The sequence below is a fragment of the Achromobacter spanius genome (assembly GCF_003994415.1).
Classification (GTDB): domain Bacteria; phylum Pseudomonadota; class Gammaproteobacteria; order Burkholderiales; family Burkholderiaceae_B; genus Achromobacter; species Achromobacter spanius_C.
In genome coordinates, this window is the sequence record NZ_CP034689.1 from 3,434,374 (window position 1) to 3,458,678 (window position 24,305).

Sequence of the window (24,305 nt, forward strand, 5' to 3'; positions counted from 1 at the left end):
CTTACCCTCCAGAATCGGCCGGCGCCAGCCGCAGCAATTGGCCGGGTGAGGCATCGGTCAGCACATACACATAGCCGTCCGGCCCTTGCCGCACGTCGCGTATCCGGCTCTTGCGGTCCACCAGCAGCCATTCCTGGCCCACGACGCGGTTGCCGTCCAGCGTCAGGCGGATCAGGTTCTGATTACCCAAGGCGCCGATGAACACCGAGTTCTTCCAAGCTGGAAAGCGGTCGGCATCGTAGAACGCCATGCCGCTGATGGCGGGCGACTTGGCCCACCAGAACAGCGGCGGTTCCGTGCCCGGCGCGGTGTCGCCCTTGGCCTCGGGGATGCGCAGGCCCGAATAGTTGATGCCATGCGTAGCCAACGGCCAGCCATAGTTCTTGCCCGGCTGAACCAGGTTGATTTCGTCGCCGCCACGGGGGCCGTGTTCGTTTTCCCAAAGATCGCCGGACCACGGGTTGATCGCCATGCCCTGCGGGTTGCGATGACCATAGGACCAGATCTCGGGCCGCGCGCCGGCCTTGCCCACGAAGGGGTTGTCTTCAGGCACCGAGCCATCCAGCTTCAGGCGCACGACCTTGCCTTGCAGCTTGTCCAGATCCTGCGCGGTGGGGCGCTGGTTGTTCTCACCCAGCGCAATGAAAAGATGGCCTTTGCCATCGAACACCAGGCGCGAACCGAAATGCAGGCCGGATGACAGCTTCGGCATCTGCCGGAAAAGCACCTTGAAATCTTCCAGGCCACTGGCATCGTCGGACAGCCGGCCCCGGCCAACCGCCGTGCCGCTTTTGTCGCCATCGGATTCGGCATAAGACAGATACACGTACCGGTCTTTCGCAAAGTCGGGCGACAGCGCCACATCCAGCAAGCCGCCCTGCCCGCGCGCCGCCACCTTCGGCACCCCGGACAGCGGCTTGGACAAGCCGCCCGGCGTGCGCAACAGGCGTAGCGTGCCGGGCCGTTCCGTGATCAGCACCCCGCCGTCAGGCAAGAATGCCATGGCCCAGGGATGATCCAGCCCGCTCACCACTGGCGTCACGCGTGCCGCAACGGAAGGCGGCTCCTGGCTTGCATGTGCAGGTTTGGCGAACGCCATGACGCCCGCCATGAGTAACGTTGAGACCGAAAAAAGTGAGAGCGCGCGCGTGCTGGCGGCGGTGCGTGACTGCATGGACATCTCCGGCGGCAAAGGGCTGAATGCGAGTGCGGGGGGCGATGACAGGCTGGCGCGTGGCGCCCAGCGGGTGGCGTACCATAGCGCCCAGGGACGGGAACCTTCCGTTCTTCCTTTCCGGAGACCCCATCGCATGAAACTGTACTACATGCCCGGCGCGTGCTCGCTCGCTTCCCACATTGTTCTTGAGTGGGTCGGCCAGCCCTACGAAACGCACCAGCTCAGCCGCGAAGCGCTCAAGGCCCCAGAATTTCTGAAGGTGAATCCGCTAGGCGCCGTGCCCGCCCTGACCGATGGCGACTGGACCCTGACGCAGAACGTCGCCATCCTGGAATACATTGCCGAACAGTCGCCGCAAAGCAAGCTGCTGGGCGACGGCAGCGCGCGTTCGCGGGCGGACGTGCGCCGCTGGTTGGGCTTCATCAACTCCGACATCCACAAGACCTTCTCGATGATCTTCGGCGCGTCCCGCTTCCTGGGCGATGAAGGCGCGCAGAAGGAACTGGCCGGCTCGGCCTCCAAGCTGCTGACCAAGTTGTTCTCGCAACTGGATGCGCAACTGGCGGGCAAACCGTACCTGGCGGGCGACGCGCCCTCCATCGCCGATGCGTATCTGTACGTGGTGCTGCGCTGGGCACGCGCCAAGGAAGTGGACCTGGCTGGCCAGGACAATCTGGCGGCGTTCGAAAAGCGCATGGAAGCCGACAAGGGCGTCCAGGCCGCGCTGAAGGCCGAAGGGCTGTAAAGCAGGAAAAACCAAGCGGGGGGAAGCCCGCTGGCGGACCAGCCCAGGCTCAGCCCGCCTCTGCTTCCCCTTCCAAGATTTTTTTCACCGCCGCCAGAAACCTGCGCGCCAACAACGGCGGCGCGCTCAGGTTCGAATACGTGGCCCACACCTCGACACTGGCTTCGGGCTCGATGGGCCGCAACACCATATGCGCCGACTGCTCGGTCGATACACACCACGCGTCCACCAAGGCCGGACCCAAGCCCTGCTGCACAAACGAGCACGCCGTCACCGGTGAATGCACTTCGATCGCCGCCGCGCACAGCGGGCCGCCGCCAAAGAACGTGGTCAGCGACCGGCCCAGTGGAGTGTCGCGCGGATAGCCAATCCACGCGGCAGACGAGAAATCCTCGGGATGCACCACGTCGTGGCTGGCGAGCGGATGGCTTACTGGCAGCACACAGACCACCGGCACCCGCGCCAGCCGGATTGATGTCAGGTTGGGATGGTCGGGCGGCTGCATCGAGATGCCGATATCTGCCTGGCCCGACAAAAAGTACGCCGCCAACTCGTCGAACGTGACGCTGCGATAGTCCACCCGCGCCCCTGCGTTGCGGCCCCGAAACCGCTCAAGCGCCATGGGAATCAGCCGCTGCCCATAACTGGCGCTGGCCACGATCTTCAACATGCCCGCGCCCGATTGCCCCAGGCTGGCCGCCAGATCGTTCACCCGCTGGATGCCGCCATACACCTGCTCCACTTCCGCATACAGCCGGCGCGCTTCGGCCGTGGGCGACAAGCGGCTCTTGACCCGCTCAAACAAGCGGTAGCCCAGGCGGCTTTCCGTCAACGCCAGCACCCGGCTGACGGCCGGCTGCGACACATGCAGCATGCGCCCCGCGCTGCTGATGGACCCCGACATCATGATGGCCCGAAAGACCTCGATCTGACGCAGGTTCAACGGCCGCCCGGCGCTGGGGCCGACCTCGTCGGCGTAGCCTTCCACATCCATTTTTCTTCCCCTTGATCGATAACGGCGGATTATAGGATTGCCACATTTTTCGATGATGCAGTGCCGCAATGCGGGTGTAATCTGCGCTCCTCAAGACCACAAAACAAGGGGAATACCACCATGCATCGCACCTTTTTCCGCAGCCTGTCCGCGCTGGCCATCAGCGCCGCCCTGATCGGCACGGCCTCGGCCGCCGGCGCCTATCCCGACAAGCCCATCACCTTCGTGGTGCCGTCTGCCGCGGGCGGTTCGCCCGACGTGCTGTCGCGCCTGATCACCACGCAAATCGCCAAGGACACCGGCGCCACGATGGTGATTGAAAACCGTCCCGGCGCAGCGGGCAACATCGGCATCTCGCTGATCAAGCGCGCCGCCGCCGATGGCTACACCGTGGGCTACGGCAACATCAACACGCTGGCCGTGAACCGCTCGCTGTTCAAGCGCCTGCCTTACGACGTGGACCAGGACCTGACCCCGGTCGCGCACATGTTCGACCTGTACAACGCGCTGATCGTGCCGGCAGGATCGCCCGTGAAAAGCGTGCAGGACCTGATCGACCGCGCCAAGAAGGAACCCGGCCGCCTGTCCTACGGCGCCTCGGGCGTGGGCACCACCGGCCACATGGGCGGTGAACTTTTCAAGAGCATGGCCAAGGTGGACGTCATGTTCATCCCGTACAACGGCGGCCCCGCCGCCATCCAGGACCTGCTGGGCGGCCGCCTGGACTACCTGTTCGTCAACACCTCGGAAGCCGCGCCGCTGGTCGCCAGCGGCAAGGTGCGCGCCATTGGCGTCAGCAGCCTGAAGCGCCTGGCGCTGATGCCCGACGTGCCCACGCTGGATGAATCCGGCCTGAAGGGTTATCAAACCGTGGCCTGGGGCGGCGTCGTCGCCCCCAAGGGCACGCCGCCGGAAGTGGTGATGACGCTGAACGCCGCCATCCAGAAAGCGCTGCAAGCGCCTGAAGTGCGTACCGGCCTGGCCACGCTGGGCGCCGAACCCGCCACCGGCTCGCCGGAGGAATTCAAGCAATTGATTGATCGCGAAACCGCCAAGTGGAAGCAGATCATCGACACCGCTGGCATCGAAAAGCTGGACTAAGCACCCATGACCTTGCCCACCTTGCAGGCGGACTTCATCGTGGCGGGCGCCACGCTTATCGACGGCTCGGGCGGCCCCGCCCAAGTGGGCGACCTGGCCGTGCTGGGCGAGCGCATCGTGGCGGTGGGCAGCTTTGCCCACCCCGCGGGCGTGCCGGTGATCGACGGGCGTGGCCAGGTGCTGGCGCCCGGCTTCATTGATTCCCACACTCACGATGACGGCTACCTGCTGGCGCATCCCGACATGCTGCCCAAGGTGTCGCAGGGCATCACCACTGTCGTCACCGGCAACTGCGGCATCAGCCTCGCGCCACTTCAGCGCGACAACATTCCGCAGCCGCTGGACCTGCTCGGCCCCGCCGAGCTGTTCCGCTTCGACACATTCCAAGCGTGGATGGACGCGCTGCGCAACACGCCCGCCGCGGTCAACGTGATTCCGCTGGTGGGCCACACCACCTTGCGAGTGGCCGTGATGGACGACACCTCGCGCGCCGCTAACGACACCGAACGCGCCGCCATGCGTGGCCTGCTGCAAGAAGCGCTGGACGCGGGCGCCTTCGGCGTATCCACCGGCACCTTCTATCCGCCGGCCAGCGCCGCGCCCACCGATGAAATCATCGACGTTTGCCTGCCCTTGAAGGCAGCCAAGCAAGCGGGCCGCCCCGGCCTGTACGCCACCCACCTGCGCGACGAGGCCGACCACATCGTGCCCGCCATGGAAGAGGCGCTGCTGATCGGCCGCGAACTTGATTGCCGCGTGGTGTTCTCGCACCACAAGCTGGCCGGTGAACGCAATCACGGCCGCACGCGCGAAACGCTGGACCTGATCAACCGCGCCGCCGCCAGCCAGCCCGTCTGCCTGGACTGCCACCCGTATCCCGCCACGTCCACCATGCTGCGGCTGGACCGCGCGCGCCTGGCCAGCCGCACGATGATTACGTGGTCCAAGGGCTACCCCGAGGCCACCGGCCGCGATTTCGCCGAGGTCATGCAGGAACTGGGCCTGGACGACGAAGCCGCCGTGGCCCGTCTGGCGCCTGCCGGCGCCATCTACTTCCTGATGGACCCCGCCGACGTCCAGCGCATCTTCGCGCATCCGCTGACGATGGTCGGTTCCGACGGCCTGCCCTTCGACCCGCATCCGCACCCCCGCCAATGGGGCACCTTCACCAACGTGCTGCGCACGATGGTGCGCGAACAGCAACTGATGTCCCTGGAAGCCGCCATCCACAAAATGACCGGGCTGGCGGCTGACCAATATGGCATCGCCGGGCGCGGTCTGCTGCGCCAGGGTTATCATGCTGACCTGGTGCTGTTCGACCCCGCCACCGTGACGGATATGGCGACGTTTTCAGCTCCCATTCAGGCAAGCCAGGGCATCCATGCCGTGTGGGTCAATGGCAAGCAGGTCTGGGACGGAGAACAAACCAGCACGCAACGCCCGGGCCACGTATTGACGCCCGGTGAAGCATTAGTTCGGAGTGAGTAAAGTGAAGACGATTTCCCAGGGCTGCTACCTGGGTGTATTGGGCGGAATGGGGCCCATGGCCGGCGCGGCCTTTGCCCTACGCCTGGCGGCGCTGACGCCCGCCGCGATTGACCAGCAACACATCCCCACCTTGCTGCGCAACGACCCCCGCATTCCCGACCGCTCCAGCGCCTATATGGCCGGCGGTGAAAGTCCCCTGCCCCATATGATTCAAGGCGTGCGCTTTCTGGAGGAAGCCGGCGCGCAACTGATCGCCATCCCGTGCAACACCGCGCACCTTTGGTACGCCGACATCGCCGCCAGCACAGGCGTGCCGGTGCTGCACATCATCGAAGCGGTCATTGACGACCTGCGCCGCCTGGGCTTGCCGCGTGGCCGCATCGGCCTGATGGGCACGGCCGCCACGCTGAAACTGGGCTTGTACCAGCAGCACCTTCAGGCGCAAGGCTACGACTGCATCGTTCCCGACGACGACGAAGTCGAACGCTATTGCATGGGGTCCATACGCGCCGTCAAGGGCAACCGCCTGGAAGAGGCCTTCGCCCCCGCCGCCGAGTGCATCGCCCGCCTGAAAGCACGCGGCGCCGACGCCGTGGTGCTGGGCTGCACCGAACTGCCGCTGGCCGTGCCGCACGCGCTGCGCCCCAGCCTGGGCGTAACGCTCACGGACTCGATCGATGCGCTTGCCCGCGCAGCCATCGCGCATTACGAAGCGGACCTGGCCAGGCAGCGCATCGCCGCCTGAACGGCGACGCCACACACTCGCGCGAAGGCGAAAAAAAAGCGCATCTTTCGATGCGCCCGAATTTCCCTTCGCGGGGAAGCCGTCAACGTGATGCTTATCCGCCCAGGTAGGCCTTGCGGACTTGATCGTTGACCAGCAAATTGGCGCCCGTGTCTTGCAGCACGACGCGGCCGTTTTCCAGCACATAACCGCGATCAGCCACGCCCAGCGCCTTGTTCGCGTTCTGTTCCACCAGGAACACCGTCACGCCCTGCTCGCGGATCTCGCGGATGATGTCGAAAATCTGCGCGATCACCAGCGGCGCCAAGCCCAAGGTGGGTTCGTCCAGCAACAACAAACGCGGCCGCGTCATCAGCGCGCGGCCGATGGCCAGCATCTGCTGTTCACCACCCGACATCAGCCCCGCGCGTTGCCCCGCGCGCTCTTTCAAGCGCGGGAACAAGCCATAGACGTGGTCCATGCCCGCCTCGATTTCCGAGCGCTTCGAAAAGAACCCGCCCATCATCAGGTTTTCAGCCACCGTCAGGTCTTTGAATACCCGTCGGCCTTCAGGCGAAATGGCGATGCCACTGCGCATGATGTGGTGCGTGTCCTTCTGCGTGATGTCTTCGCCATCGAACGTGATCTTGCCTTCACGCGCGCGGGGGTTGCCGCACACCGTCATCAACAAGGTGGTCTTGCCGGCGCCGTTGGCCCCGATCAGCGTCACGATTTCGCCCTGGTTCACGTCCACCGACACGCCGTTCAAGGCCTGGATGGCGCCGTAGTAGGTGTGTATGTTTTCCAGCTTAAGCATCATTCCTCCCCCAGGTACGCTTTGATCACGCGCTCATCGTTGCGCACCTCATCGGGGGTGCCCGTCGTGATGGGCTTGCCGTGTTCCATGACGAGGATCCGGTCGGAAATGCCCATGATCAGGCTCATGTCGTGCTCGATCAGCAGCACGGCCACGCCGAATTCGCGCCGAAGCTGGTCGATAAGCGCTTGCAGATCGCGCTTTTCCTGCGGGTTCAGGCCGGCCGCCGGCTCGTCCAGCATCAACAGGCGCGGCTTGGTGATCATGCAGCGCGCGATTTCCAGGCGGCGCTGGTGCCCGTAGGCCAGGTTGCCCGCCTCGCGGTTGGCAAATTCACGCAGCCCCATGAAATCGAGCCATTGCGCCGCGCGCGCCAGCGCATCGGTCTCCGACTGCTGATAGCCCTTGAGCTTCAACAGGCCCGGCAACAGCCGCGATTCCACCTGAGTGTGCTGCGCCACCAGCAGGTTTTCCAGCACGGTCAACTGCTTGAACAGCCGCACGTTCTGGAACGTGCGGACCAGCCCGTGGCGCGCCACCTTGTGGCTGGGCAAACCGTTGATGGGCTTGCCGTCCATGATGATGTCGCCCGCGGTGGGCGCATAGAAGCCGCCCACGCAGTTGAACACGGTGGTCTTGCCGGCCCCGTTGGGGCCGATGATGGCGAACACCTCGTCGGATTTGACTTCGAACCCCACGCTGTCCACGGCCAAGAGGCCGCCGAACCGCATCGTGAGCCCGGATACTTTCAGCAATGCCTCGCTCATTTAGACAGCTCCACGTGGGGACGCTTCATGGGCAACAACCCCTGCGGACGCCACATCATCATCAACACCATCACCAAACCGAACATCAGCATTCGGTATTCGGCGAACTCGCGCGCCAACTCGGGCAAGACGGTCAGCAAAATGGCCGCCAGAATCACGCCCACCTGCGACCCCATGCCGCCCAGCACCACAATGGCCAGGATCAGCGCCGATTCAATGAAGGTGAACGACTCCGGGTTCACCATGCCTTGGCGCGCCGCGAAGAACGCGCCGCCGAAACCGGCGAAGGTGGCGCCCAGCGTGAACGCCGAGAGCTTGATGCGCGTGGGGTTCAGCCCCAGCGAACGGCAGGCGATTTCATCTTCGCGCAAGGCTTCCCAGGCGCGGCCAACCGGCATGCGGATCAGGCGCGTGGACACGGCAAGCGTGATCAGCGCCAGCAGCAAGGCCATCAGGTACAGATAGATCACCATATGCTGGTTTTCAAACGTCAGCCCGAAGAAGTCATGGAACGTCGTGCCGCCTTCCGTGCTGGCGCGGCGCGTCATTTCCAGGCCGAACACCGTCGGCTTCGGAATACCGGAAATGCCGTCCGGGCCACCCGTCAGCGTGTTCAGGTTGATGAGCAGCAGGCGGATCATTTCGCCAAAGCCCAGGGTCACGATCGCCAGGTAGTCGCCGCGCAAGCGCAGCACCGGAAAGCCCAGCACGAACCCAAACAAGGCCGCCATTGCCCCCGAAAACGGCAACGCTTCCCAGAAGCTCCAGCCACCCCAGTGGTACAGCAAGGCGTAGGTGTACGCGCCCACCGCGTAGAAGCCGACAAAGCCCAGGTCCAGCAGGCCGGCGAAACCCACCACGATGTTCAGGCCCAGGCCCAGCATCACGTAGATCAACACCAGCGTGGCGATGTCAACCGAGCTGCGTCCCGCGAAGAACGGCCACACCACCGCTATCGCCAGCAGCAACAGCATCAGCCCTTTGTGGGTCTTGGCGGGCGCCGCCGGCAAGGTCGGCAGCGACGTCTTCAGCTTGCGGAACGGCGCGGCGATCCAGGGCCGCAGCATCTGGAAGGCGAACACCACGGCCGCGGCAAGCGCCACCAGCCCCCAGTTCGATTCCATCGACGTGCGCGCGCCCTGACGAATCAGTTGCAGGCCAAACACCGGCGTAACGATCACCGCCGTCAGCACGGCGGCCATCGTGGCGTTTTTAAGATTGTTTTTCGACATCAGACTTTTTCCACCTCAGGTTTGCCCAGCAGCCCGGTGGGACGGAACAGCAGAATCAGGACCAGCAGCGAGAACGCCACGATGTCCTTGTACTGTGACGAGATATACGCGGCCGCGAAGGTTTCGGCCAGGCCCAGCAGCACGCCGCCCAGCATGGCGCCGGGGATGCTGCCGATGCCGCCCAGCACCGCCGCCGTAAAGGCCTTGATGCCGGCCAGGAAGCCGATGAACGGATTCAGCTTGCCGATGGTGATGGCGATCAGCACGCCGCCCACCGCCGCCAGGATCGCGCCCATCACGAACGTGAACGAGATCACGCGGTTGGTGTCAATGCCCAGCAGATTGGCCATGTGCATGTCTTGCGAGCAGGCGCGCGAGGCGCGGCCCATGCGGGAATACTTGATGAACAGCGTCAGGGCGATCATCAGCACCACCGTCACCACGATGATCATGATGCGCGAATACGGCACCGTCACGTCGAAGTCGGTTCCCATGTGGAACTGCACGGCGCCGGATATCAGCGATGGCACGGCCATGTCGCGCGCGCCCTGGCCCAGGGCCACCCAGTTCTGCAGGAAGATCGACATGCCGATCGCCGAGATCAGCGCCACCAGGCGGGGGCTGCCTCGTACCGGCCGATACGCAACGCGCTCGACCGAAAAGCCATATACGCCGGTCACGGCAATGGCCACGAGCAACATGGACGCAATGATGAATGGCATCGGCAAACCGCTGTTGGTGCCGATGGCCGTCAAGGTGACCAGGCCGACATAGGCGCCGATCATATAGATTTCGCCGTGGGCGAAGTTGATCATCCCGATGATGCCGTAGACCATTGTGTAGCCGATGGCGATCAACGCGTAGATCGCGCCCAGGGACAATCCGTTGAAGAATTGCTGGGTAAGTTGGGGTATGAGGTCTGACATTATCTAATGCTCCAAATGGTTCCGGCCCCGGTGGAGAGACCCGGAGCCGGAAACCTGGGCGTATTTTCTAAGGGCCTGTGATCACCGCCTGCCGGCCGCACAGCGCTTTTGGCGCTTCGCTACGCGGATTACGGCACAACGAAGACAACAGGCCCTACACGCCGGCACCGCGCCGGCGAGATCGCGAGTTTACAGCTGGGTCTTCTTACCAGACTTGTCCCACTTGTAGACGGCGAATTCGAAGTTCTTCAAATCGCCCTTGGCGTCGTATTCAACCTTGCCGATGCCGGTGTTGAACGCGGTCTTGTGCATGTAGTCCGCAACCTTGGCGGGGTCTTCACCCACGGCATTGATGCTGTCGGCCAGGATCTGCACGGCGGCATAAGCAGGCATCTGGAAGGCGCCGTCCGGATCGCGCTTGGCGTCCTTGAAGGCCTTCACGATGCCTTCGTTGCCAGGCAGCTTGGTGAAGTCAGCCGGCAGCGTCACCAGCAGGCCTTCGATGGCCGGGCCGGCGATGGCCACCAGGTCCTGGTTGGCGGTGCCTTCCGGACCCATGAACTGAACGTTCAGGCCCTGTTCGCGCGATTGGCGCAGCAGCAGGCCGAGTTCGGGGTGGTAGCCGCCGAAGTAGACCAGGTCCACGCCTTCGGACTTCAGCTTGGTGATGATGGCCGAGTAATCGCTATCGCCGACGTTGATGCCTTCAAACATCGACACATTGACGTTCTGCTTGGCCAGCGCGTCCTTGACCTGGGTGGCCACACCCGAGCCGTAGGTCTGCTTGTCGTGCAGGATGGCGACCTTCTTGGGCTTGAGCGTCTTGGCGATGTAGTTGGCGGCGTACGGGCCTTGCTGGTCGTCGCGGCCAATCGTGCGGAAGAAGAAATGCGGCTTGATGGTGTCGGTGACCAGCGGCGACGTGGCGCCCGGGGTGATGCCGACAATGCCCTCTTCTTCGTACACCTTCACGGCGGCCACGGTAACGCCCGAGCAAGCATGGGCCACGGCGAACTTGGCGCCGGAGTTGACCACGCGGTTGGCGGCCGGCACGGCCTGCTTGGGTTCGCAGCCGTCGTCGATCAGGATCGGCTCAAGCTTCTTGCCCTTCACGCCACCCTTGGCGTTGATGGTTTCGATAGCGGTCAAGGCGCCGGCCTGGATCTGGTCGCCATATTGGGTGTTGGGGCCGGTCATGGGCTGGGGAATGCCAATCTTGATGGTGTCGGCGGCGTGTGCGGCGCCCGCCAAGGCAAGTGCCCCAAGCGCCATGGCTACCGGGGTAAGGCGATTCAGAAACTTCATGCGGAGTTCTCCAGCGAGGTTTTGAGCGGCTCTGATTGAAACGGCTTGTCGGGTGGATACCCCGCCATCCGTATCTCGCGTCGCCGGCTTCTTGGGCAAAAACACGGTGTGGGCGGTATTCTGGGAGTTAGCCGACATACTGTCACTGCGTGTAATCCCCAATATTTCCCGGCAAACCTTTAATCGTGACGCATCAGCTTTGCAAGCCCATGAAAATACGGGAAATTTGCTGAATTTGCCTTCGGTTTCAACTGGCACGTTGGATGATTTTGTGCAATGGCCGATATATGAATAATCATTAATACGGCGTTCGAATATGCATTTAAATACAGTGCTTACGCCGGACTTACGATTATTGATTATTGCGTTAATGAATTCCGCATAACCCGCCGCCCAAGAAAAACGCGCATCGGGCGTTTGCTTCGCCGCGATGCGCGTGTTTTTTTGATGCCCGGCGTCAGGCGTTGACCGGCTTGGCCAGGTTCCACATCAGCGCCCGGAACGGCGCCAGCATGCTGATGTTGACCACCAGCTTGACGGCCAGATCGCCCAGCATCCACGTCGTCCATGGCAAGCCGGTCGCCGCGAAGGCCACGCTGAAGAACACCGCGGTGTCCAGCACGGCGCCCACCACGCCCGATACCAGCGGCGCGCGCCACCAACGCTGGTCGCGCAAACGGTCAAAGACCTGAATGTCCACCAGTTGCGCGCAGATATAGGCCAGGCCCGAGGCCAGCGCAATACGCGGCGACGCCACCCAGAGCGACACCACCAACGCCGCCGCAAAGCCGAACCAGACCACCCGGCGCGCGGCCGACGGGCCAAAGCGCCGGTTCAACACATCGGTAACCAGGAAGGCGACGGGGTACGACAGACCGCCCCACGTCAACCAATCGTTAAGCGGTACCTGCACCAGAATGTTCGAGCCCACCACCACCAGCAGCATGCTCAGCACGGCAATGCCGAACTGCGCACGGCTCATCGGCGGAAAGAGCCGGCTTGCCGTGGTCATTGCCCGAATTCCTCGGCCAGCTCGCGCGAACGGCGCGCCGCGGCGGCCATGGCGTCTTCCACGATGCCGGCAAACCCGGCGGCGTCAAACGCAGCCAGCGCGGCGGCCGTGGTGCCGCCCTTGGACGTGACCCGTTCGCGCAGCACTGACAAGGGGTCTGACGATTCGGCCGCAAGCCGGGTCGCGCCAGCCAGCGTGCCCAAGGCCAGTTGCTTGGCCTGCGCCTCGGTCAAGCCGACCTTCACGCCGCCCGCCACCAAGGCTTCCAGGAACAGGAATACATACGCCGGGCCACTGCCGGACAAGGCCGTCACGCCATCCAGCGCAGCGTCGTCCGCCACCCACACCACCTGCCCCACGCTTTCCAAGAGGCTTGCGGCCAAGGCGCGATCGGCTTCGCTGACGCCATCCAGCGCCGCCAGGCCCGTCACGCCCGCGCCCACCAGGGCGGGCGTATTGGGCATGCAACGCACCAGGCGCTTGAAAGGCGCGTCCGGGGATCCCAGCCAGCCCGCCAGGGTGTCCGCGCGGATTCCGGCCGCCACGCTGACCACCAAGGTGTCGTCTTGCAGCCACTGACGCGCGGATGCCACAACATCTTTCATGTTCTGCGGCTTGACCGCGAACACCCAAACGCGGCACCGGGCCAGGGCTTCGTCCGGGGCCACTGCCGTGGTCATGCCACGCGCCTGCCAAGCCGCGTGGCTATCCTTATTAATGTCAATGACATGGATGCTGCTGGCGGGGCATACTTTGCCGGCCAGTCCGGAGGCCAAAGCGGCCGCCATATTGCCGCCGCCAATGAACGCAATCGAAAGTTCGTTTTTCATAGGACGGCATTGTAGTCGGTCGGCTTCGCGGGGGAAAAAAAAGAAAATGTTCGTTCGCGCCTGAAACGCACAATTTGACAGGCGTTTGCGGTGATGTGAAAGTCACGGTTTTGTCACAAACAATTCATAAGGTGTCGTGTTTTCCGTGTCTGGACACCCCGGTCACAACACGCCCATCAGGAGCAACCTCATCATGCGATCCCACCGTATTGCTTTAACCTTCGCCGCCGTGATGGCCGCGTTCGCGGGCGCGTCCGCGCATGCCGCCACCGAGATTCAGTTCTGGCATTCGATGGAAGGCGCCCTGGGCGACCGCGTCAATGGTCTGGTCGAAGAGTTCAACAAGAAGAACCCCGACTACCAGGTCAAGGCGATCTACAAGGGCAACTACGGCGAATCCATGAATGCCGGCATCGCCGCGTTCCGCGCCGGCAACGCCCCGGACATCCTGCAAGTGTTCGAAGTGGGCACCGCCACCATGATGTACGCCAAGGGCGCCATCAAGCCGGTGCAGCAGATGTCGGAAGAAGCCGGCAACCCGATCGATCCGAAGGCATTCATCGGCGCCGTGGCCGGCTACTACTCGTCGGCCGACGGCAAGCTGGTGTCGATGCCCTTCAACAGCTCGACCGTGGTGTTCTATTACAACAAGGACGCCTTCAAGAAGGCTGGCCTGGACGCCGACAATCCCCCCAAGACCTGGGAAGAGCTGGCCGCCGCCGGTCAGAAGCTGAAGGCTGCTGGCCAGGAATGTGGCTACACCACGTCGTGGCCGTCGTGGACCCAGCTGGAAACGTTCTCGGCCTGGCATAACGTGCCCTACGCCACCAAGGACAACGGCTTCGGTGGCCTGGACGCCCGCATCGCCATCAACACCCCGCTGCATGTGCGCCACCTGGAAAACCTGGCCAAGCTGGGCAAGGAAGGCATCTTCATGTACGGCGGCCGCGGCGACGAGCCGAACTCGCTGTTCATCAGCGGCAAGTGCGCCATGATCACCGGCTCGTCCGGCCTGCGCGCCAACATCGCCAAGAACGCCAAGTTCGAATTCGGCACCTCGACCCTGCCTTACTACGCCGACGTGAAGGGCGCGCCGCAGAACACCATCATCGGCGGCGCATCGCTGTGGGTCTTCGCCAACAAGAAGCCGGAAGTCTACAAGGGCGTGACCGCCTTCTTCCAATTCCTGGCCTCGCCTGAAATCGCCGCGCGCTGGCACCAGCAGACGGGCTACGTGCCGGTCACCAAGGCGGCTTACGAGCTGACCAAGAAAGAAGGCTTCTACGACAAGAACCCGGGCACCGAAGTCGGCGTCAAGCAATTGAACGTGGAAACCACCGCGCAATCGCGTGGCCTGCGCCTGGGCTTCCTGCCGCAGATCCGTGAAATCGAAGACGCTGAAATCGAACGCATCGTGTCCGGCAAGGTTACGGCCAAGGACGGCACCGAGAACATCGTCAAGCGTGGCAACGAGTTGCTGGAAAAATTTGAGAAGAGTGTAAAGTAGCGCCCTTTCCGGGATTCGGTCGGGTGATTGCTTCACGGCATTTCTCAAGCGTGACAATGACTTAACGGCCAATCCGGATACGAGCGCAAGGCTTGAAGCCCTGGTGATAAAGGGGCTTCAAGCCTGTCGTATTTTTATGAAGCGGTTTCAAGCGGCGGTTACTCCAACCGCCGCTTTTCTGTACCTTGGGTACCCCCTATGGAAAAACGCGTTGTCTTTGGGCATAAGACCCTGCCCTATCTGCTGCTGCTGCCGCAGCTGATCATTACCGTGGTCTTCTTTTTCCTGCCCGCCGGACAAGCCATGTGGCAGTCCATGCGGCTTGAAGATGCCTTCGGCCTGTCGTCCGAGTTCGTCGGGCTCGACAACTTCATGGAACTGTTCTCGCAACAGGCTTACCTCGATTCCTTCCGCGTCACCGCCGTCTTTTCGATACTGGTGGCTGCGGTGGGTCTGGGCGTGTCCTTGCTGCTGGCCGTCATGGCCGACCGCGTGATTCGCGGCGCGGGACTCTACAAGACCCTTCTGATCTGGCCTTACGCTGTGGCGCCCGCTGTGGTCGGCGTGCTGTGGCTGTTCATGTTTTCGCCTTCCGTGGGCATTCTGGCCGTGGCGCTGCGCAACTCCGGCGTCGACTGGAACCCGCGCCTGGACGGCAACCAGGCCATGATGCTGGTGCTGGCGGCCGCCGTCTGGAAGCAGATCTCGTACAACTTCCTGTTCTTCCTGGCCGGCCTGCAATCGATTCCGCGTTCGCTCATCGAAGCCGCCGCCATCGATGGCGCCAGCCCGGCGCGCCGCTTCTGGACCATTGTGTTCCCGCTGCTGTCGCCCACCTCGTTCTTCCTGCTGGTCGTCAACATCATCTATGCCTTCTTCGACACCTTCGCCATTGTGGACACCACAACGCAAGGCGGTCCCGGCACGGCGACTTCCATCCTGGTCTACAAGGTGTATAGCGACGGTTTCCGTGGCCTGGATCTGGGTTCGTCCGCGGCCCAGTCGGTCATTCTGATGTTCATTGTGGTTGCCTTGACGGTCGTACAGTTCCGCTACGTCGACCGCAAAGTGCAGTATTGATTTTGTTCGAGGCTGATAACAATGGTTGAACGCCGTCCCTGGCTGGATATTCTGGCCCACGTCATTCTGCTTTGCGGCGTGGCGATGGTGGCATTTCCGCTCTACATCACTTTCGTCGCGTCTACCCAGACCGCTCAGGAAGTGGCGCAGGCGCCGATGTCGCTGATTCCCGGTCCCCACTTTGTCGACAACTACATGCAGGCGCTGTTTGGCGGTTCGTCCGGCGGTTCGTCGGGCGCGCCCGTCGGCCGCATGATGTACGTCAGCCTGATCATGGCGCTGTCGATTTCCATCGGCAAGATCGCGATCTCGCTGCTGTCGGCTTTCGCGGTGGTGTACTTCCGCTTCCCCGGCCGCATGTTCTTTTTCTGGATGATCTTCGTCACGCTCATGCTGCCCGTCGAAGTCCGGATCGCGCCCACCTACAAGGTCGTAGCCGACCTGGGCATGCTGAATAGCTACGCCGGCCTGACCTTGCCGCTGATCGCTTCGGCCACCGCCACCTTCCTGTTCCGCCAGTTCTTCCTGACGGTGCCGGACGAGCTCATCGAGGCCGCGCGCATCGACGGCGCGGGCCCGGTGCGCTTCTTCTTCGACGTGCTGCTGCCTTTGTCCAAGACCAGCATCGCGGCCCTGTTCGTGATCCAGTTCATCTATGGCTGGAACCAATACCTGTGGCCCCTGCTCATCACCACGCAGGAAGACATGTACCCCGTCGTCATCGGCATCAAGCGGATGATCAGCGGCGGCGACAGCGTGACCGAATGGAACATCACCATGGCCACCGCCATGCTGGCCATGATTCCCCCGGCGCTCGTCGTCATCCTGATGCAGAAATGGTTCGTCAAGGGTCTGGTCGACACTGAAAAGTGACGCTTGCCCATCCTCGCCCACCCGAACACGACTCCGAACCCGAATAAACATGGCTACTCTCAGCTTCCGTAACGTCAAGAAAACCTACGCCGGCAACGTCCCGGTCATCCATGGCATCGACATGGAGGTGAAAGACGGTGAATTCATCGTCATCGTCGGCCCGTCCGGCTGCGGCAAGTCCACGCTGATGCGCATGGTCGCCGGCCTGGAATCCGTGACCAGCGGCGACATCGTCATCGACGACAAGGTCGTCAACAACCTGGAACCCGCCGAACGCGACATCGCGATGGTGTTCCAGAACTACGCGCTCTACCCGCACATGACCGTGTTTGAAAACATGGCCTATGGCTTGAAGATCCGCAAGTTCTCCAAGGACGAGATCAAGAAGCGCGTGGACATCGCCGCGCAGATCCTGGAACTGGGCCACCTGCTGGACCGCCGCCCGCGCGCGCTGTCCGGCGGCCAGCGCCAGCGTGTGGCCATGGGCCGCGCCATCGTGCGTGAACCCAAGGTGTTCCTGTTCGACGAACCGCTGTCGAACCTGGACGCCAAGCTGCGCGTGGCGATGCGCCTTGAAATCATGAAGCTGCATCGCCGCCTGGGCACCACCAGCCTGTACGTGACGCACGACCAGGTTGAAGCCATGACGCTGGCGCATCGCATGATCGTGATGTACCAAGGCGTGCCCGAGCAGATCGGCACCCCCATGGAAGTCTTTGAAAAGCCCGCCTCGACCTTCGTGGCCGGCTTTATCGGCTCGCCCCCGATGAACCTGATGGAAGTGCAGGTGGCCGGCGACGGCACTGTGCAGACCACCGACGGCATGGCGCTGGAAATCTCGCCGCTGCAAGTGCCGTCCCAGGTGCGCGGCCGCAAGATCATCATGGGCATGCGCCCCGAGCACATGCTGCTGAACACGCAAGGCGTGCCGGCCGAAGTTGAAATGGTCGAAACGCTGGGTTCGGAACAACTGGTGCATTGCCGCTGCGGCAAGACCACGCTGGTGGTGCGCTGCACGACGCGCCAGTTGTCTGAAGCGTCGGCCAAGGTGGGCGATCGCGTCAATGTCGGCCCGGACGGCCGCCATCCGCTGCATTGGTTCGACGTCGAAACGGGTCGCCGCGTGCAGGGTCTGTAAACCCTCTAAGCCATCAGCCGCCACGGCGATCGCCTGGCGCGGCTGCCAGGCAAAAGAATCGGGCCGCAAGCCATGTCATTGGCTTGCGGCCCGATTCACATGCAGCGCCGGCGGCGCGCTAGTGCGCCACCGGGTCACTGCATCACTGTCACGGCATTACTTGTAGACGGTCTTGGAGCCGTCCTTGTGCCAGGTGAACACGTCGAACTTGAAGTTCGTCAGGTCGCCCTGCTTGTTCCACGACACCTTGCCGATCGGCGTGTCGAAAGAATTGGCATGCAGGTACTTGGCAACCTTGGTCGGGTCATCGCTGCCCGCGCCCTTGATGCCGTCCGCAATGACCTGGGTGGCCGCGTAGGCCGTCATCTGGAAGGCGCCGCTGGGGTTGCGCTTCTTGGCTTCAAAGGCCTTGACGATGTCGGCGTTGGCGGCGTTCTGGGTAAAGTCGGCCGGCAGCGTCAGCAACATGCCTTCCACGGCGTCGCCGGCAATGGCGTTGATGTCGGGGTTGCCCGTGCCTTCCGGACCCATCCACTTCGCCTTCACGCCCTGCTCAGCCGCCTGGCGCAGCAACAAGCCCATTTCGGGGTGGTAGCCGCCGTAGTAGACGAAGTCCACGCCTTGCGCCTTCAGCTTGGTGATCACGGCCGAGTAGTCGCTGTCGCCGGCGTTCACGCCTTCGAAGATCGCGACGGGCACGCCGCCCTTTTCCAGGTCATTCTTGACTGCGGTGGCAATGCCTTGGCCATACGACTGCTTGTCGTGCAGCACGGCAGCCTTCTTCGGCTTGATCTTTTCCAGGATGAACTGCGCGGCAGCGGGGCCTTGCTGGTCGTCGCGGCCGATCGTGCGGAAGATGAACTCGTAGTTCTTGCCGTCCGTGACGGCCGGCGCCGTGGCCGACGGGGTCACCATCACCACGCCTTCGTTGTTGTAGATGTCCGCGGCGGCGATGGTGGCGCCCGAGCACACATGGCCCACCACAAAACCGATCTTGCTGTTGACGACACGGTTGGCCGCAACCGGGCCTTGCTTGGGTTCGCAGCCGTCGTCGATCACCACCGCTTCAAGCTTCTTGCCGTTGACGCCGCCCGCGGCATTGATGCGTTCAATGGCGGTATCCACGCCTTCGCGGACCATGTCGCCATACTGGGTAACCGCGCCCGTGGTGGGGCCGACCACGCCGATCTTGATGGTTTGCGCATGCGCGCCCGCGGCAAACGTCAGGCCGGCGGCAACGCCGAGTGCCGCAACGACCGGGGTCAGACGAAAGGTTAGCTTCATGAGTGGACTCCTCTGATTGCTTGTAATCGTTGGTTTTCGCAGCGGGCGGACGCCGGAAGTACGTATGATCACGCCCCACTGCGGTGCTTTTGCTCGGCAAGCATACACCGAAAGAACCGGGCTTTTGGAGTCCATCCGCCCCGACTTCCGGCACATCGGCGCGCGGCAGGTGCCGCAACGCCGAACGCCTCGCGTTATATCCCTTGAGACATATGCAATCGACGATTTATTCGTTTGAGTTACTAAAGGCGCGCGTCATCATGGCCGCCATGAGACTCCAACCGATCATCGTCCCCGGATGGAAAAACTCCGGACCAGACCACTGGCAATCGCGCTGGGCAAGCGTGCTGCCTCATGCGGTGCGCGTCGAACAACGCGACTGGGAAAACCCGGAACCCGCCCAATGGGTATCCACCTTGGCGGGCGAGGTCGACCGGGCGCGCTGCCCGGTGCTGATCGTGGCGCATAGCCTGGGCTGCCTGATCACCGCGAGCCTACCCGTCCCCCTGCGCGCCAAGGTCGCCGGCGCGCTGCTGGTGGCGCCTGCCGACGTCGAACGCCCCGACGCACCGGCTTGCCTGCACGGCTTTGCGCCCATCTCCCGCCAGTCGCTACCGTTTCAAAGCGTGGTGGTGGCCAGCGACGACGACCCTTATTGCGCCCTGGAACGCGCCCGCGCGTTCGCCGAAGATTGGGGCAGCCGCTTCGTGTTGCTTTCCGGCGCCGGGCACATCAATGCCGAAAGTGGTTTGGGCGATTGGCAAGAAGGCTTGAAAATATTCGGCGCCTTGCGACGCCGTGCTGCATGGCGTATCCCCGCCCCGGCCAAACGCATCCCGCCGGTTCCTGCTTGCGGGATGTTCTAGATAACTGCGCTGATCGCCAGTGCGCATCGCAAATAAACAATGGCCGCCCTGAAGCAGCCATTGTTTCAAATCATGACGTTCGGTTATCTCCGTCTAAAGGAAAACCCCGAAGTCGCAATACGAATGGCAGGGCCAACCAGGCTCCTGCTCGCTTACGTCATTGCAACAAGCTACGCAGCATCCACGCATTCTTTTCGTGCACATCGAGGCGCTGCGTCAACAGGTCAGCCGTGGGCTGGTCGTTAGCGGCGTCGGCCTTCTCAAAGGCGGAACGGGCGGTCTTGGCGACGGATTCGTTTCCACTGACCAGCAGGCGCACCATCTCCAGCGCTTCCGGCACGGACTCCGGTTCGGCAATGGACGACAGCTTGGCGTATTCACGATACGTGCCCGGGGCGTAGTGGCCCAGCGCGCGGATGCGTTCGGCGATGCTGTCCAGCGCGGTCCATTCTTCCGTGTACTGCGTCATGAACATCTGGTGCAGCGTGTTGAACATGGGCCCCGTGACGTTCCAGTGGAAGTTGTGCGTCATCAGGTACAGCGTGTACGAATCGGCAAGCAGCTTGGACAATTCGCCGGCGACAGCGGCGCGGTCCTTGTCCGAAATGCCGATGTTGATGCGCGGGGCGCTGCTCGGGGTCTTCTTGGGGGACTTGGCCATTGCTAGCTCCTATTAGGAAAAGTACGAAGGAAGGATACCACTGCAAACATGAGGAATTAACGTGAATCCCGCACAAAACCGCGGTGGCAAGACACGGCGTTGATAAGGCGCAAAAGAGTCGCGCGGGTTGCGTTGCTAGTCCTGTACCGCCGCCACCTCATCGGCCAGCATCTTCACGCCCGGCAGTTCGCATTCGTAGACCGCCTGGGCCAGGGCTTCAATGGCGGCCAGGCGCGGAAAGCTGCGGCGCCACGCCAGGACGACGCGGCGTTCGGGCACGTGCCCGTCAAACGGCAGGTAGCGCAGCAGGCTGTTGCTGGGCGGGTGTTCGGGCACGGCGGTGATAGGCAGAACGGTTACGCCTATGCCGGCAGCGACCATGTGCCGGATGGTTTCCAGCGAAGACCCTTCAAAGGTGCGCTGGATGCCGTCGCTGGCCGCCGAAAACCGTGACAGTTCAGGACAGACTTCCAACACCTGATCACGAAAGCAATGGCCGCTGCCCAACAGCAGCATGGTCTGCTGCTTCAGGTCCTGAGCGTCAATGGATTTTCGTTGGGCGAGTTCGTGGTCATTGGGCACGGCGACGATGAAGGGTTCATCGAACAGCGGCTGCATGACCAGGCCCGCTTCGGGCAGGGGCAGCGCCATGATGGCGCAGTCGATTTCGCCCTGGCGCAGCAGTTCCACCAGCCGCACGGTGAAGTTCTCTTGCAGCAGCAGCGGCATTTGCGGGGTGCGGCCGATCTGCACCGGAACCAGCTTGGGCAGCAGATAGGGCCCGATGGTGTGGATGACGCCCACGCGCAAAGGGCCGGCCAGCGGGTCATGGCCTTGTCGCGCAATTTCTTTGATGCTGGCGCTTTCTTCCAACACTTTCTGCGCCTGGGCAACGATGCGTTGGCCGATGGGGGTAACGCCCACCTCGGCGCCGCCGCGTTCGAACAGCGTCACGCCCAGTTCGTCTTCCAGCTTGCGTATCGCGACCGACAGCGTGGGCTGGCTGACAAAACAGGCTTCGGCGGCGCGCCCGAAGTGGCGTTCGCGCGCGACGGCGACGATGTATTTCAATTCGGTGAGAGTCATGGTGGACTACGCCCCCGGGGGTTGCGCGCGGGCTTTGGGGCCTGCGCTGTAGTGATTCAGATTAAGAGCGGGCCGCATCGGCATCAGGTCCGCAGGAAGTCTTCTCGGCCACGCATCCAGCGCGCCAGATGCGCCTCGACCGCGGCGGGGTGTTCAGCCCGCAACCACACCGCCGCATCGCGCGCGTCTTCCGCAATGGCGGCATCGGTTTCCAGGTCGGCAAAACGCAACAGCGCCATGCCTGATTGCCGTGTGCCCAGAAATTCACCAGGGCCGCGCTGTTCCAGGTCGCGTCGGGCAATCTCGAAGCCGTCCGACGTTTCAAACATGGCGCGCAGGCGTTCGCGCGCCACTTGCGACAGCGGCGTCTGGTAAAGCAGCACACAGACCGATTCGGCGGTGCCGCGCCCTACCCGTCCGCGCAACTGATGCAGTTGCGCCAGACCGAAACGCTCGGCGTGTTCGATGACCATCAGGGATGCATTGGGCACGTCCACGCCCACCTCGATGACGGTGGTGGCGACCAGCAGGTCAACCTCGCCTTCGCGGAACGCCTGCATGACGGCGGCTTTCTCCGCTTGAGGCAGGCGGCCATGGACCAGGCCGATGCGCAGGTCAGGCAGGTCAACCCGCATGCCTTCGTAGGTGTCCACCGCCGTTTGCAGTTCCAGCGCTTCGCTTTCTTCAACCAGCGGACAGACCCAATACACCTGCTGTCCGCCACGAGCCGCCTGGGCGACATGGGCGATGACCTCTTCACGCCGGGCGTCCGAGACCAGCTTGGTCAGCACGGGGGTGCGGCCGGGCGGCAGTTCGTCGATGACAGAAACGTCCAGGTCCGCGAAGAAGGTCATGGCCAAGGTGCGGGGAATGGGCGTGGCGCTCATGTTCAGTTGGTGCGGGACGATGCGTCCACGCACGGTTTCGCCCTTTTTGGTCAGGGCCAGGCGCTGGCCGACGCCAAAGCGGTGCTGTTCATCCACGATGGACAGCCCCAGGCGATGAAACTCAACGTGGTCCTGGATCAGCGCCTGCGTGCCCACCACCAGTTGCACGCTGCCATCGGCGGCAGCAGCCGCGGCTTCACGGCGGGCCTTGGCCGTAAGGCTGCCGCTTAGCCAGGCGACGTTCACGCCCAAGGGCTGCAACCATGACACGAGCTTGCGGAAGTGTTGTTCGGCCAGGATTTCGGTGGGCGCCATCAAGGCCACTTGCGCGCCGCCCGCAATGGCCTGGGCCGCGGCAATGGCGGCGACCACGGTTTTGCCGCTGCCCACGTCGCCCTGCAGCAGGCGGTGCATGGGATAGGGCTTGGCCAGGTCGGCGGAAATTTCCTGCACCACGCGCTCTTGGGCGGCGGTCAGTTTGAACGGCAGATTGGCGTACAGCTTGTCCACCAGGCCGCCCGGCTCGTTACGCACCGGCAGCGATTCCGCTTCCTTGATACGGCGGGCGGCCCGTGCAGCGGCCAGCGACAGTTGTTGAGCCAGCAGTTCATCGAACTTGATGCGACGCCAGGCGGGATGCACGCGGTCCAGCAGCGCTTGTTCGGACTCGCCCTGCGCGGGGGTGTGCAAGGCGCGAATAGCGGGTTCAAAAGGCGGCAAGTCGTAGCGTTGCAGGGCTTCTGGCGGGAGGGTGTCAGACAGGTCGGCACGGTCCAGCGCCTGAGCGATGGCGCGGCGCAACGTCAATTGCGGCAGGCCATCGGTAGTGGGGTAGACGGGGGTCAGCGCGGTAGGCAATGGCGCATCGGCATTGGTCATGCGCGGGTGCACCATTTGACGGCCGAACAGATTGCTGCGGACTTCGCCGCGCGCCCGCAGACGCTTGCCCACGCTGATCTGCTTTTGCTGGCTGGGATAGAAATTCAACCAGCGCAGCTGGATTTCGCCAGTGTCATCAGCCAGCGTGGCAGTCAGTTGGCGACGGGGCCGGTACTGTACTTCGGACTTGGTGATCTCGCCTTCAACCTGCCCGGGGTAGCCGGGCCGCAAGGCGCTGATCGGAATGACGCGGGTTTCGTCCTCGTAGCGCAGCGGCAGATGCAGCACGAAGTCCTCGGGCAGCACCAAACCCAGGTTACGGAGCTTGCGCTCTGTATCTGTCATGGGTTTGCCGGCGCCATTTTTATCGGCGCCGGGTCGCTTGGAAGCCACGGCCGCGGCCGGCATGGTGGAACGAACCCCTGAAATGCTGCGAGCGGGTACGCCTTACAGAACCATGATGGCTTCGACTTCGAACTGCGCACCCTTGGGCAGGCTGGCCACGCCGATGGTCGAGCGCGCCGGGAACGGCTGCGGAATGAGTTCGGCCATGATGGAGTTGGCGGCGGTGAATTTGCCCAGATCGGTCAGGAACAAGGTCAGCTTGACCACGTTGTCCAGCGTGCCACCGGCCTCGGTGATCACGGCTTGCATGTTGGCGAAGGCCTGACGCACTTGTGCATCGAAATTTTCGGAGACCAGATCGCCCGTGCCCGGCTCCAGGCCGATCTGGCCCGACAGGTAGACAGTCTTGGTGCCGGTAACGGCAACCGCTTGCGAGTAAGGGCCAACGGCAGCGGGTGCGGCGTCGGTATGGATGATTTGCTTGCTCATGGGCGGAATCCTTCAGGTGACGGATAGAAGCTACAACTATTGAAGTTTATCCAGCAATAGACGTTTGCGAAAGTGGCCGGATGACGCAGGGA

23 protein-coding genes are annotated in these 24,305 nt (G+C 63.2%); 9 read left to right on the forward strand and 14 right to left on the reverse strand.

The window, feature by feature from the left end:
- Position 1: 1 nt before the first annotated feature.
- Entirely contained in the window at positions 2-1,174 is a 1,173-nt protein-coding gene (locus ELS24_RS15600) for a PQQ-dependent sugar dehydrogenase (protein WP_127184656.1), read from the reverse strand.
- Positions 1,175-1,310: 136 nt separating this feature from the next.
- On the opposite strand from ELS24_RS15600, the gene ELS24_RS15605 reads away from it, so the two are divergent.
- Entirely contained in the window at positions 1,311-1,922 is a 612-nt protein-coding gene (locus ELS24_RS15605; RefSeq protein WP_050444685.1) for a glutathione S-transferase family protein, read from the forward strand.
- Between the two features lie 49 nt (positions 1,923-1,971).
- Here the strand turns inward: ELS24_RS15605 and ELS24_RS15610 are convergent, their stop codons facing one another.
- Entirely contained in the window at positions 1,972-2,916 is a 945-nt protein-coding gene (locus ELS24_RS15610; RefSeq protein ID WP_127184657.1) for a LysR family transcriptional regulator, read from the reverse strand.
- Between the two features lie 120 nt (positions 2,917-3,036).
- Here ELS24_RS15610 and ELS24_RS15615 point away from each other — a divergent pair, with 120 nt between their 5' ends.
- Genes ELS24_RS15615 through ELS24_RS15625 form a run of 3 tightly spaced genes read left to right on the forward strand, consistent with a single transcriptional unit; the run spans position 3,037 to position 6,250 of the window.
- Complete coding sequence (locus ELS24_RS15615) at positions 3,037-4,017, forward strand: Bug family tripartite tricarboxylate transporter substrate binding protein (protein ID WP_127184658.1); 981 nt, start codon at positions 3,037-3,039, stop codon at positions 4,015-4,017.
- Positions 4,018-4,023: 6 nt separating this feature from the next.
- The gene (locus ELS24_RS15620; protein WP_127184659.1) at positions 4,024-5,505 is read left to right on the forward strand and encodes an N-acyl-D-amino-acid deacylase family protein; all 1,482 of its coding nucleotides are present in this window, start codon (positions 4,024-4,026) and stop codon (positions 5,503-5,505) included.
- Positions 5,506-5,560: 55 nt separating this feature from the next.
- Positions 5,561-6,250, forward strand: a complete 690-nt coding sequence (locus ELS24_RS15625; protein WP_428839702.1) for an aspartate/glutamate racemase family protein — start codon at positions 5,561-5,563, stop codon at positions 6,248-6,250.
- Positions 6,251-6,344: 94 nt separating this feature from the next.
- Here ELS24_RS15625 and ELS24_RS15630 read toward each other — a convergent pair whose 3' ends face one another.
- The 7 genes from ELS24_RS15630 to proC form a co-directional block, all read right to left on the reverse strand.
- Complete coding sequence (locus ELS24_RS15630) at positions 6,345-7,046, reverse strand: ABC transporter ATP-binding protein (protein ID WP_127186358.1); 702 nt, start codon at positions 7,044-7,046, stop codon at positions 6,345-6,347.
- Positions 7,046-7,813, reverse strand: coding sequence for a high-affinity branched-chain amino acid ABC transporter ATP-binding protein LivG (gene livG / locus ELS24_RS15635; RefSeq protein WP_050444680.1), 768 nt, complete (start codon positions 7,811-7,813; stop codon positions 7,046-7,048). Before livG ends, ELS24_RS15630 begins: the two co-directional genes overlap by 1 nt.
- Positions 7,810-9,045, reverse strand: a complete 1,236-nt coding sequence (locus ELS24_RS15640; protein WP_050444679.1) for a high-affinity branched-chain amino acid ABC transporter permease LivM — start codon at positions 9,043-9,045, stop codon at positions 7,810-7,812. The genes livG and ELS24_RS15640 overlap by 4 nt, the downstream gene beginning before the upstream one ends.
- Positions 9,045-9,971 (reverse strand): high-affinity branched-chain amino acid ABC transporter permease LivH, encoded by a 927-nt coding sequence (gene livH / locus ELS24_RS15645; protein ID WP_050444678.1) that lies wholly within the window; start codon positions 9,969-9,971, stop codon positions 9,045-9,047. Before livH ends, ELS24_RS15640 begins: the two co-directional genes overlap by 1 nt.
- A gap of 189 nt (positions 9,972-10,160) precedes the next feature.
- Positions 10,161-11,276, reverse strand: coding sequence for a high-affinity branched-chain amino acid ABC transporter substrate-binding protein (locus ELS24_RS15650; RefSeq protein WP_050444677.1), 1,116 nt, complete (start codon positions 11,274-11,276; stop codon positions 10,161-10,163).
- Positions 11,277-11,733: 457 nt separating this feature from the next.
- Entirely contained in the window at positions 11,734-12,288 is a 555-nt protein-coding gene (locus tag ELS24_RS15655) for a queuosine precursor transporter (protein WP_127184661.1), read from the reverse strand.
- Positions 12,285-13,118, reverse strand: coding sequence for a pyrroline-5-carboxylate reductase (gene proC, locus ELS24_RS15660; protein WP_050444675.1), 834 nt, complete (start codon positions 13,116-13,118; stop codon positions 12,285-12,287). Before proC ends, ELS24_RS15655 begins: the two co-directional genes overlap by 4 nt.
- A gap of 193 nt (positions 13,119-13,311) precedes the next feature.
- Between proC and ugpB the strand changes: the two genes are divergently transcribed.
- The 4 genes from ugpB (at position 13,312) to ELS24_RS15680 (ending at position 17,716) form a co-directional block, all read left to right on the forward strand.
- A complete protein-coding gene (gene ugpB / locus ELS24_RS15665) occupies positions 13,312-14,625 on the forward strand; it encodes a sn-glycerol-3-phosphate ABC transporter substrate-binding protein UgpB (protein ID WP_050444674.1) in 1,314 nt (437 codons plus the stop codon).
- A 198-nt stretch (positions 14,626-14,823) separates the two neighbouring features.
- Complete coding sequence (ugpA, locus tag ELS24_RS15670; RefSeq protein WP_050444673.1) at positions 14,824-15,705, forward strand: sn-glycerol-3-phosphate ABC transporter permease UgpA; 882 nt, start codon at positions 14,824-14,826, stop codon at positions 15,703-15,705.
- A 21-nt stretch (positions 15,706-15,726) separates the two neighbouring features.
- Positions 15,727-16,578: a sn-glycerol-3-phosphate ABC transporter permease UgpE gene (gene ugpE, locus ELS24_RS15675; protein ID WP_050444672.1), complete on the forward strand. Its 852-nt coding sequence runs from the start codon at positions 15,727-15,729 to the stop codon at positions 16,576-16,578.
- Positions 16,579-16,627: 49 nt separating this feature from the next.
- On the forward strand, positions 16,628-17,716 hold the full coding sequence (locus ELS24_RS15680) for a sn-glycerol-3-phosphate import ATP-binding protein UgpC (protein WP_050444671.1): 1,089 nt from the start codon (positions 16,628-16,630) through the stop codon (positions 17,714-17,716).
- Positions 17,717-17,872: 156 nt separating this feature from the next.
- On the opposite strand, the gene ELS24_RS15685 is transcribed toward ELS24_RS15680, so the two are convergent.
- Positions 17,873-19,000 (reverse strand): branched-chain amino acid ABC transporter substrate-binding protein, encoded by a 1,128-nt coding sequence (locus ELS24_RS15685; RefSeq protein ID WP_050444670.1) that lies wholly within the window; start codon positions 18,998-19,000, stop codon positions 17,873-17,875.
- Positions 19,001-19,269: 269 nt separating this feature from the next.
- Here ELS24_RS15685 and ELS24_RS15690 point away from each other — a divergent pair, with 269 nt between their 5' ends.
- Complete coding sequence (locus ELS24_RS15690; RefSeq protein WP_127186359.1) at positions 19,270-19,866, forward strand: RBBP9/YdeN family alpha/beta hydrolase; 597 nt, start codon at positions 19,270-19,272, stop codon at positions 19,864-19,866.
- Between the two features lie 157 nt (positions 19,867-20,023).
- On the opposite strand, the gene ELS24_RS15695 is transcribed toward ELS24_RS15690, so the two are convergent.
- The 4 genes from ELS24_RS15695 to ELS24_RS15710 form a co-directional block, all read right to left on the reverse strand.
- Positions 20,024-20,527 carry a Dps family protein gene (locus ELS24_RS15695; protein WP_050444669.1) on the reverse strand — a complete coding sequence of 168 codons (504 nt, stop codon included), beginning with the start codon at positions 20,525-20,527 and terminating at the stop codon, positions 20,024-20,026.
- Positions 20,528-20,662: 135 nt separating this feature from the next.
- A complete protein-coding gene (locus ELS24_RS15700; protein ID WP_127184662.1) occupies positions 20,663-21,613 on the reverse strand; it encodes a LysR substrate-binding domain-containing protein in 951 nt (316 codons plus the stop codon).
- A gap of 83 nt (positions 21,614-21,696) precedes the next feature.
- The gene (recG, locus tag ELS24_RS15705) at positions 21,697-23,787 is read right to left on the reverse strand and encodes an ATP-dependent DNA helicase RecG (RefSeq protein ID WP_050444667.1); all 2,091 of its coding nucleotides are present in this window, start codon (positions 23,785-23,787) and stop codon (positions 21,697-21,699) included.
- Between the two features lie 39 nt (positions 23,788-23,826).
- Positions 23,827-24,213, reverse strand: a complete 387-nt coding sequence (locus ELS24_RS15710) for a Rid family detoxifying hydrolase (protein WP_050444666.1) — start codon at positions 24,211-24,213, stop codon at positions 23,827-23,829.
- Positions 24,214-24,305: the final 92 nt, after the last annotated feature.